A 10459-nucleotide genomic window follows, 5' to 3' on the forward strand; every position below is an offset into this window, starting at 1 on the left:
CGTCGCCATGCAACTCAACCGCCGCCCCCGCAAAACCCTGGGCTTTCAAACACCAGCCGAGAAAATGGCCGCACTGATAAACTCAACCGAAACATAAGACGTGTTTCCACGACCACTAGAATCCGCCATGCTGGTGTCGGCATGAATAAACCCCAGTGAGGAGGTCCTCACTGGGGTTTAAACGGGGTAGAGGCGACTAGATGTCGAAGGCCTCTTCCAGCAGGTTCTTCTGCTCAATCTGGTGCACCTTAGCGTTACCGGTGGCAGTCGAGGACTGTGCGCGGCGGGAAACGCGAACCAACTCCGGCATATCCGGAATCAGGGTGCGCAGGTGCTCGTTGTAGAACGGCCATGGGCCCTGGTTGGCCGGCTCGTCCTGAACGAAGCGGACCTGGGTGGCGTTCGGGTAAGCCTCGAATGCCTCGCGCAGGCGGTTGAACGGAATCGGGTGGAGCATCTCCACGCGGACAATGGCGATGTCATCGCGGCCATCGGCCTCGCGCTTCTTCTCCAGATCCCAGTACAGCTTGCCGGAGACCAGCATGATGGTCTTGACCTTGTCGGTATCGCCGACCTTCTTGCCGTTGACATCAACGAAGTTCGGATCGTTGATAACGGACTGGAAGCGCTTGACCTCGGTGAAGTCTTCCACGGCGGAGGTAGCTGCCTTGTTGCGCAGCATGGACTTCGGGGTGAAGACGACCAGCGGACGCTTCATCTCACCGAGTGCCTGGCGGCGCAGGAGGTGGAAGTGGTTAGCCGGGGTGGAAGGCTGAGCCACGGTCATGGAGCCCTCAGCGCACAGCTGCAGGTAGCGCTCGATGCGGGCGGAGGAGTGGTCCGGGCCCTGGCCTTCGTAGCCGTGTGGCAGGAGGAGCACCAGGCTGGACAGCTGGCCCCACTTGGCCTCACCGGAGGAGATGTACTCGTCGATGATGGTCTGGGCGCCGTTGGCGAAGTCACCGAACTGTGCCTCCCATGCCACGAGGGCGTCTGGGTTGCCCACGGTGTAGCCGTACTCGAAGCCCATGCCGGCGAACTCGGTCAGCGCGGAGTTATAAACCATGAACTTGCCGCCGTTGCCCTTGGAGGTGGCGATGGCGTGCATCGGGTTGTACTCGTTGCCGTTGCGCGGGTCGAAGGTGACGGCGTGGCGCTGGGTGAAGGTACCGCGACGGGAATCCTCACCAGCCAGGCGGACAACCTTGCCCTCGCCGGCCAGGGAACCGAAGGCGATGAGCTCGCCCCAGCCCCAGTCGATGCCGCCCTCACGGGAGGACTTCTCGCGCTCCTTGGCTACCTTGCCCACGCGCTTGTGGTACTCAAAGTCCTCTGGTGGGTTGCCATAAGCGGCACCCAGCTCGGCGAGCTCCTCGGCGGTAATGGAGGTATCCAGGCCGCGGGTGAGCTCCTGGGAGGAGGTGATGCCGGTCTGCTCCTTCGGGCGAGCCTTGCCGGCTTCCTTGTGCTCAGCAAAGACGGATTCCATCTGGTCGTGGAAGTCGCGAGCGGCTGCCTCGGCATCCTCAGCGGAAAGGTCACCACGGCCGATGAGGTCGTTGGTGTAGTGCTCGCGCACTGCCTTGTGCTCGTCGATGACGGAGTAGAGCTCCGGCTGGGTCATGGACGGGTCATCGGCCTCGTTGTGACCGCGCAGGCGGTAGACCATGAGGTCAATGAAGACGTCCTTGCCAAACTGGCGGCGGTACTCGGCTGCCATCTGGCCTACCCAGACAACTGCCTCTGGGTCATCGCCGTTGACGTGGAAGACTGGGCAGTCGAAGCCCTTGGCCAGGTCGGTGGCGTAGTGGGTGGAACGGCCGGAGTCCGGGGTGGTGGTGAAGCCCACCTGGTTGTTGACCACGATGTGGACGGTGCCGCCGTTGGTGTAACCGCGCAGCTGGGACAGGTTGATGGTCTCCTGAACAATGCCCAGGCCGGTGAAGGAGGCATCGCCATGGAGCATGACCGGAACAACGGTGTGGCCCTCTGGGCCCTTGTCCAAGATGTCCTGCTTAGCGCGGGCGATGCCCTCCATGACCGGATCCACGGCCTCAAGGTGGGATGGGTTGGCGGCGAGGGTGACCTTGATTTCGCCATCGCCAAACATCTGCAGGTGGTGGCCCTCGGAGCCCAGGTGGTACTTCACGTCACCGGAGCCGCCGAGCTGGCCGCCCTTGTAGTTGCCGTCGAACTCGCCGAAGATATCGGCCAGTGGCTTGCCCACGATATTGAACAGGACGTTGAGGCGGCCGCGGTGCGGCATGCCGATGACGACCTCGTCCAGATCCTGGCCGGCGGCGGTATCGATGATGGAATCCAGCAGCGGGATGAGGGTCTCGGCGCCCTCGAGGGAGAAGCGCTTCTGGCCCACGTACTTGGTCTGCAGGAAGTTCTCGAATGCTTCTGCGGCATTGACCTTTTGGAGGATGTACTTCTGCTCCGCGTTGGTCGGCTTCGGCATGCCTGCCTCCAGGCGGTCCTGCAGCCAGCCGCGCTCATCGCGGTCCAGGATGTGGGTGTATTCGGAGCCGACCTTCAGGGTGTAGGCGGCGCGCAGGCGGGACAGCACCTCGCGCAGGGTCATCTGCTCCTTGCCACCAAAGCCACCGACGTTGAAGGTGCGGTCCAGATCCCAAATGGTCAGGCCGTGGGTCGCGATGTCGAGGTCGCGGTGGTCCGGGTTAGGCAGGCCCGGCTGTACCCAGCCCAGCGGGTTGGTATCGGCCAGCAGGTGGCCGCGGGAGCGGTAAGACTCGATGAGCTGCATGACGCGGGTGTTCTTGTCCACGCCGGAGTTCGGCACGTCCTGTGCCCAACGGAACGGCTCATAAGGCACGCCCATGGAGGAGAAGAGGTCGTCCCAAAAGGCGCCGTCGACAAGCAGCTGGCCAATGGTGCGCAAGAACTCGCCGGACTCTGCACCCTGGATGACGCGGTGGTCATAGGTGGAGGTCAGGGTAACCAGGCGGCCGACGCCCAGGTCTGCCAAGCGGTCCGCGGAAGCGCCAGCGAACTCGGCCGGGTAATCCATAGAGCCCACGCCGATGATGGAGCCGGCGCCCTTAGTCAGGCGGGCGATGGAGTGGCGGGTGCCGATGCCGCCTGGGTTGGTGAGGTTAATGGTCACACCAGAGAAGTCATCCATGGTGAGCTTGTTCTTGCGAGAACGGGTAACGATGTCCTCGTAGGCCTCAACAAACTCGGAGAAGGACTTGGTCTCGCACTCCTTGATGGCGGCGACGACCAACGCGCGGGAGCCATCCTTCTGCGGCAGGTCAATGGCCAGACCCAGGTTAATGTGCTCCGGCTGGATGACATAAGGCTTGCCATCCTTTTCCTCGTAGCGCACGTTCATGTCAGGGTGCAGCTGTACGGCCTTAACCATGGCGTAGCCGATGATGTGGGTAAAGGAGATCTTGCCACCGCGAGTGCGCTTGAGGTGGTCATTGATCATGGAGCGGTTTTCCCACATGAGCTTGACCGGCATATCGCGCACGGTGGTAGCGGTAGGAATCTCCAGGGATTCCTCCATGTTCTTCGCAATGGCCTTGAACATGCCCTTGAGCTGGTGCTCCTCGCCGCCCTTGTAGTCTTCGATGCGGTCGAGCGGGGACTCGGACTTCTTCACGGACTGCTTGGCCTTAGCGGACTTTTCCTGCGCCTTGGCCACGGACTTATCCACGTTGGTCTCGCGGGCCTCCTGCTTGCGGGCGGTAGTCGTACCCTCAGTTTTCTTCGCGGCAGGCTTAGACGGCTTCTTCGGGGCTTCCTTGGCAGGTGCCTCAGACTTGGGCGCGCCGTTTGCTTCGAAGTAGTTGCGCCACTCCTTATCTACGGAGCTAGGGTCCTTGGAGTACTGCTGGAACTGCTCGTCTATCAGCCACGCATTGGGGCCGAAGATATTCGATGTGCTCACGGCAGGTATTCGCCTCATTTCTCTGCTTTAAAATGGTCGTTTATTCGACTTTAGTGCGGCCTTTGCACGAGCGCATGCGTCACTCGCCAAAGAGTCTGCCTACATGATACGGGTCATACCCCTAAACTCACTATGTTAGGGGTATCAATTGCCCCACTTATCGGTTCCCGGCTACCCCTAGGCTTGGGTGAGGGGAGAAAGCTGCTCGCTGGCGTGCTCGATGACCTGCTTGGCCAGCTTGCGGTTGGCGGTAGTGCCGAGCACGGCGCCGATGCCCATGGGCATGAGCTTGCTGATCCACGCCCACTCCAGGCGCTTGGTGATCTGCTTGGTAAAAAGCTTGGTCAGGCGGCCGTTGATTCCAGACAGCGTCGGGCCGGAGAAACGGGACAGGCTAGCGGCCGAGCGCATGCCCGCCACGCTATTGAGATCACCCACAAAGGTATCCACCAAAGCGGAGCCCTTCGAACCGGTCAGCACCAAAAGTACAAGGGCGCGGCGGCGCTCGGGGGACTTGATGTCATCGCCATGCAGGTAGGCCGAAGCCAAGATGTACCACGCGGTCGCCTCCAAAAAGACCACGGATTCGCCGGCGATGGTAGCTGCGCCGGTTACCAAGCCAACACCTGGGATGGCAGCGGAAGCGCCCGCGGCCGCACCCGTGCCGGAGGTGATATTGAGGAAGTGTTTGTCAATGAGCTCCTGCAGCTGCTGCGGGCTCGCGTCCTTATTGCGCTTCTTCAGGTTCTCGACGTACTTGATGATGACACCGGACTGCACGGCCACTGCGCGGTCCAGGGAATTGAGCAGGGCAGAGGTAAAGCGGTTGGTATCTTCCGGATCGATGTCATAGGTATCGACGGTGTCGACCTCGGTGGAGTTGTCCTTTTTGTCTTTAGTAAATAAGCCCATGTGTCCTTCTCTTTCGCTAAAACTTATCTGCGCCCAGCATAGTAAAGGCTCTATTAATGCGCCGCCGCGCCGTAATGAGATCGCCGAGGGCGTGCAAGCGACCTAAGCTAGTGGGTATGGTTACGCCGCACGAGAACAACCGCGACTCCGAGGGTTTCCCTCTGGAGGAGTCTTCCGCGGCGGCGCGCCTTAAAGCGAAACAAGCGCACGAACGCGCCCGCCGCGCGCACGAAGAGGCCCAAAACGCCCTGGCAGATGAGCTCACCGTGCGCACTACCTCCGGGTGGGTGCGCGGCGTTATAGAGGAAGACCTGCGCACCGATCGCCCCATTAGCGCCGGGCCGGTGCTTACCTGGCGCGGTATCCCGTTTGGTGATACCACCGCCGGGGACAACCGCTTCCGCGCGCCGCAGCCCGCACCGGCCTGGGAGGGTGTGCGCGATTGCAGCCAGTTCGGCCCACCGGCCCCGCAGCCCACGTATTCCTGGACCGATCGCATTATCGGCTCCGAGGACTGCCTGCACCTCGACATCGTGCGCCCGCGCACTGAAGAGAAGCTTCCCGTGGTGGTCTACCTGCACGGCGGCAGCTTCATTATGGGCTCGTCCCACATGCTCATGCTCCGCGGTTTTGAGCTGGCCACCCGCATGGACGTGGTCTACGTATCCATTAACTTCCGCCTCAATTCCCTGGGCTACTTGGATCTGCGCAGCCTGGGCGGGGACTGCAGCGCTAACCCGGCGGTGGCCGATCAGATCCTGGCGCTGCAGTGGGTGCGCGACAATATCGCGGCCTTTGGCGGTGATCCTGATTCCGTCACCCTCATGGGCGAATCGGCCGGCGGCGCGGCGGTGCTCACCCTCATGACGAGCCCGGCCGCGGAGGGCCTCTTCCACCGCGCCATTGCCCAGTCCCCGCCGATTGCCATGATCCATTCCCGCGCCCAGTCCACCTTGTGGGCGCGCGAGCTGGTCCACCGCATGGCCTTGCCCCGGCGTACCTCGGTGGAGGACCTGCGCCAGGAAAACTTTGCCGATCTGGTGCGTTCGGGCCAATCCATGATGTGGCGGGCCGGCGAGCTCATTCACCTCAATTCCTGCTACGCACCCACGGTGGATGATGAGCTCATTCCGGAACACCCCATAGCTGCCTTTGAAAATGGGCACCAGCACCAGGTTCCGCTGCTCATCGGCACGAACTCGGACGAGGCTAGCTTTGGTAAATTCCTCTTCCAGCGCCAAAGCTCCCGCGAGCGCGCCGCCTTGCGCCTCCTGGCTTCCTTCGATCCCCAGCACGCCCCCGAAGTCGTCGCCGCCTATGACGGCGCGGTGGCCCGGGAGGACTTTGCGCACCTGCTTGCCGACGCCCTCTTTTGGGCACCTTCCACCCGCATCGCTACCGCCCATGCGCAGGTGGCACCAACGTGGATGTATCGCTTCGACTTCGCCTCTGCCGTGCTCAAGTGGCTGGGCCTCGGCGCCATGCATTCGATGGAGCTGGGCAATGTATTCGGTGACCCTTACTCCTCGCGCGCATCTTTCCTTACCAATTGGGGCTCGCGTGCGGAGATGGAAGAACTTACCGCCACCATGCAGCAACACTGGTCCGCCTTCATTCATGGCGGCCGCCCTGAGATGAGTTGGCCGCGCTACGGGGCCACTCAGCGCGCCACCATGATCTTCGATGCCGAGGCCTATATTGAGCACGCGCCGCACGAGCTCAAGCGGCAAGCCTGGGAGGGATACCACATGTTGGAGTGGGGAAGCGGGCGCCCGGAGCTGGTGAGATCTTTGGGCTTCCAACCATCCGGGTGGGAATAACGGTAGACTCCACAGTGACCGCGGGCGGCGGCTTGCCTACCGTGGGAACCTCTGCTTCCGAAGGATGGATTTTAAACCACCATGAGCTTTTTCGAAGATATTGCTTCTGCATTGGATGCCGAGGGCATCGAGTCCCGCGTCAATGATGACGTCATGTTTGTTCCGATCACCTCTGATCTGGAAATCCAATTTATTGAAATCGATCCGCTTCTTCCCGCCGCGAATGTCTACATTGCCGCGGCGGATGTCGATGAAGACGATGAGGAATTCGAGGCAGTCCTCGTCTCCGTTGCCTTCTCGGTAGACGATGCCGTGGAGGCGGTGTCCCGCCACATCGCTACCGACCAGGTCGTCACCGTCCTCCGGGACCTGCTGGAGGGCACCGATGAGCGCATCGCAGAACTAGAATTTGCCCAAGATGAGCTCAATCCGCACCTCGTCGTGGCTGAAGTGGCCAACGACTCGGAGCTGCGCGTGCTCGTGGAAACCATCGACGGCGTCCCGTCCGCCATCGTGCGCTTCCTTGCCTTCGACTTCGACGAAGACGATCTCGATGACATGGAGGATGAGGCAGTCGCCCTCGCCTGGGAAGTGGACGAAGAGGATGAGGACCTCGATGAGTCTGACCGCCTCGCCCTCTTTGATAACGCCGAGTTTGATGACGTTCCCATTGTGGAGGTTCCGGCCGAGGCCCTCGAGCTTGGCACCTACACCGACTTCGATCGCCTCTTCGATGTCCTAGGCCTCGTTTCCGAGCAGGCACTGGACTGGGAAGCACAGCTCGTCTCCTTCGATGACGAAGACTACGAAGAACCTGACGTCTACGATATCTTCGGCGAAGACGACGAGGACGAAGACGAGGACTACCTGGACGGCGACGATGTCGACCTGGACGACGAATCCGACGCCCGCGAAGCTGACGAAAAGTAGTCCCGGCCTTCCCCATTTTAGAGGCCCTTTTGTGTTGCTACTTTCGCGCGCCGCCAATTAGGCTTTAGGACAATCCCAGCCTGCAGCTGGGAATTCGCCCTAAACCTAGCCTTCTGAGGAGGAGACCATGGCGATGACCCGCGACACCACGTGGCGCTACGTCCTTGTTGTAGTAGCCGTGGCATTCTCGCTCGCCGCGTGGCTTTGTACCGTCTTTGGGGTGTACTCCACGGTAAATATGACTTTCGAGTCCTACCTGACCGCCAGCGTCTGGGTCCTCCTCCTAGCGGCCGCGGTGCTGCTATATACCTCGCAGCATGGGCTGGTGCCTAACTGCATCCTCCTGTATCCGATCTTCGGCGCCTCCATCAACCTGCTGTTGGGCTCGTTGACGGTGCGCACGCAGGTGCCGATGTTCTTCGATGCTGTCGGCACCGCCATCGTCGCCATCATCGCCGGTCCCGTGCTCGGCATGGCCGCGGGGCTTACCACCACCGTATTGGGCGGAGTGTACTTTGCCCATGATCTCGCCTTTGCGCCCGTAGGCATCTTTATCGGCGCCGCCGTGGGCCTACTGGCTCGCCGCGGGGTATTCAACAGGCTGTCATGGATCATTTTCTCCGGCCTTGGAATGGGCATCTGCTCCGGCGTGATGAGCGTGTACGTGCTCATCTTTTCCTTCAGCGGACGACCGCGCAAGGGGCCACAAAACCTCACCAAGTTCTACGAGATGATTTTCCAAGACGAGCGCCTAGCCATCATCTTGCAGGGCCTTACCTCGGACATTCTGGATAAGGTCTTTACCGTCCTCATCGCCTGCTTGGTCGTGCGCTTTATGCCTAATGCAATCGCCCGGCACTACACGGTGACCTTCAACCACGAGGTGATGAGGAAGGTGCTCCACGCACCTGACCCGCATGCAGGGCCAGACGCATCTGCGCAGTCAACGAAACAGAGCGCGACCGCCTAGGCGGCTTGGCTGAAGCCGGCGAAGAGTGACTCAGGGGAGTGGACCGGCTGATAGGAGCTATCCACGAGCCACACATAAGTGGCATTCGGGCCACGGGAGACCTCGTGGACTGCGCCAACCATCTCTGCCGGCACGAGCGTGCGCACCCAGCCTTCTGCCACGGCGGGATCTACCGGCTGACCAAAGTTCTCGGTAATGCGGATGGTGATCAGATAGGCAGGAATGCGGTCTTGCCCAAAGCCGCGCACGCGAGCCTTCACGCGCGCGCCCACGCGGTGGCGGGTGATGCTCATGCAATACTCTCCGCCCGGTCCACCGGCGGGCGTCGGCAGTTGCTTTATCGGTGGGCGCCAGGTGGGAGTAGGGCGCGCCAGGGAGCGCGGGTGGTGCATGATGGCGGCGATGGAATTGATGGTGTCATATTCGTGGTAGAGCAAGTCCGCCGCAATCTCGGAAGCGGACTGAGGCAGGTTCATCGCGGTGGGCTGGGGAAACTTCTTTTGTACGTTGTGCATGGCCATCACACTAGAACCCAACGCGGACACAACCCCACCAAAAACAAACATATGTTCGAACATAAGTCGCAAATGGCTTTCCCTGACGCCAAGGATTAGAGTTGCAGCCGATATGATGAATACACGCAGTGGGGAAGTAGAACACGAGGAAGCGCCCAAGATTCCGCGCGAAATCTGGGTCATGGTCACGGCCGCCTTTATTATCGCTTTGGGCTATGGCCTTATCGCCCCGCTGCTTCCGCAGTTCGTGGTGAGCTTCGATGTCTCCATGGCTGCCGCGGGCCTAGTGGTCTCCATCTTCGCCGCCTCGCGCCTTATCTTCGCGCCCATGTCCGGATCGCTTGTGGATCGCGTCGGCTCGCGCCGCGTCTATCTTATCGGGCTCATGACCGTCGCGGTGACCACGGGTCTAGTCTCCATTGCACAAAGCTACTGGCACATCGTGGCCCTGCGCGCCCTGGCCGGGATTGGCTCGACCATGTTCACCGTCTCCGCCATGGGGCTTATCGTGCGCATGTCTCCGCCGACGATTCGCGGCAAGTGCTCTGCCACCTACGCCACGGCCTTCCTGCTCGGTAACGTCGCCGGCCCGGTTCTTGGTGCCAGCCTGTCCTTCCTGGGTTTCCGATGGCCATTTTTCATCTACGGCGTGGGCGTGGCACTGGCCGCGTTCGTCGTCTGGTGGCAAATGCCTCGCGTCAACCACAAGCAGGCCAGCCAGGATAAGCTGCCGCCCATGCGCCTGCAGGAGGCCTGGGGCGATACCGCCTACCGCGCGGTGCTGACCTCCAACTTTGCCCATAGCTGGATCAACATGGGAGTGCGCGTATCCGTCCTGCCGCTTTTTGCCGCCTCCATCTTCCACAATGGCGCGGCCGCCTCCGGCCTGGCGCTCGCAGTCTTTGCAGCCGGCAACGCCATCGTGTTGCAGTTCTCCGGCAAGTGGTCCGATATCCACGGCCGCAAACCACTTATCCTCATCGGCCTCGTCGGCTCCGCCATCTTCATGGTGCTCATGGGCATGGCCACCAGCGTGTGGTTCCTCCTGCTCGTCTCTGCCTTCGCCGGCGCTTCTTCCGGGCTTATCAACCCCTCCCAGCAGGCCGCGGTGGGCGACATCGTGGGCAATGACCGCTCCGGCGGCAAGGTGCTATCCACCTTCCAGATGGCCGGAGACTTCGGCCAAATCTTGGGCCCCATGCTCATTGGCCTGCTTGCCGACGCCTCCGGCTTCCCCCTCGCCTTCACCGTCTGCGGTGCCATCGCCTTCATCGGCATCATTGCCTGGGCATTCTGTGAAGTCTCGAGACATCGTTCCGGTCGGTGTCTCGAGATTTTTCGTTTTTAGTTGCCCCGTTGGGGGCTGAGTTCGTTGTCTTTCTTGTTGTAGTAG

7 protein-coding genes are annotated in these 10459 nt (G+C 61.4%); 4 read left to right on the forward strand and 3 right to left on the reverse strand.

Features of this window, described 5'->3' with window-relative positions:
- Positions 1-196: 196 nt before the first annotated feature.
- Positions 197-3919, reverse strand: a complete 3723-nt coding sequence (locus tag BKN05_RS11140; protein WP_479970525.1) for a multifunctional oxoglutarate decarboxylase/oxoglutarate dehydrogenase thiamine pyrophosphate-binding subunit/dihydrolipoyllysine-residue succinyltransferase subunit — start codon at positions 3917-3919, stop codon at positions 197-199.
- A 177-nt stretch (positions 3920-4096) separates the two neighbouring features.
- Positions 4097-4831, reverse strand: coding sequence for a hypothetical protein (locus BKN05_RS11145; RefSeq protein WP_250410284.1), 735 nt, complete (start codon positions 4829-4831; stop codon positions 4097-4099).
- Positions 4832-4947: 116 nt separating this feature from the next.
- Here BKN05_RS11145 and BKN05_RS11150 point away from each other — a divergent pair, with 116 nt between their 5' ends.
- From BKN05_RS11150 to BKN05_RS11160, 3 genes are all read left to right on the forward strand, one after another.
- Positions 4948-6651 carry a carboxylesterase/lipase family protein gene (locus BKN05_RS11150; protein ID WP_286688670.1) on the forward strand — a complete coding sequence of 568 codons (1704 nt, stop codon included), beginning with the start codon at positions 4948-4950 and terminating at the stop codon, positions 6649-6651.
- An 81-nt stretch (positions 6652-6732) separates the two neighbouring features.
- The gene (locus BKN05_RS11155) at positions 6733-7581 is read left to right on the forward strand and encodes a DNA primase (RefSeq protein ID WP_225747139.1); all 849 of its coding nucleotides are present in this window, start codon (positions 6733-6735) and stop codon (positions 7579-7581) included.
- A 127-nt stretch (positions 7582-7708) separates the two neighbouring features.
- Positions 7709-8551, forward strand: a complete 843-nt coding sequence (locus BKN05_RS11160; protein ID WP_225747138.1) for a hypothetical protein — start codon at positions 7709-7711, stop codon at positions 8549-8551.
- Here BKN05_RS11160 and BKN05_RS11165 read toward each other — a convergent pair.
- The gene (locus tag BKN05_RS11165; RefSeq protein ID WP_239191617.1) at positions 8548-9066 is read right to left on the reverse strand and encodes a hypothetical protein; all 519 of its coding nucleotides are present in this window, start codon (positions 9064-9066) and stop codon (positions 8548-8550) included. The genes BKN05_RS11160 and BKN05_RS11165 overlap by 4 nt on opposite strands.
- A gap of 112 nt (positions 9067-9178) precedes the next feature.
- Between BKN05_RS11165 and BKN05_RS11170 the strand changes: the two genes are divergently transcribed.
- On the forward strand, positions 9179-10414 hold the full coding sequence (locus BKN05_RS11170) for an MFS transporter (RefSeq protein WP_286688671.1): 1236 nt from the start codon (positions 9179-9181) through the stop codon (positions 10412-10414).
- Positions 10415-10459 lie beyond the last annotated feature (45 nt).

It is taken from the genome of Corynebacterium sp. S5S1, assembly GCF_001913985.1.
In the GTDB taxonomy this organism is placed as follows: domain Bacteria; phylum Actinomycetota; class Actinomycetes; order Mycobacteriales; family Mycobacteriaceae; genus Corynebacterium; species Corynebacterium marquesiae.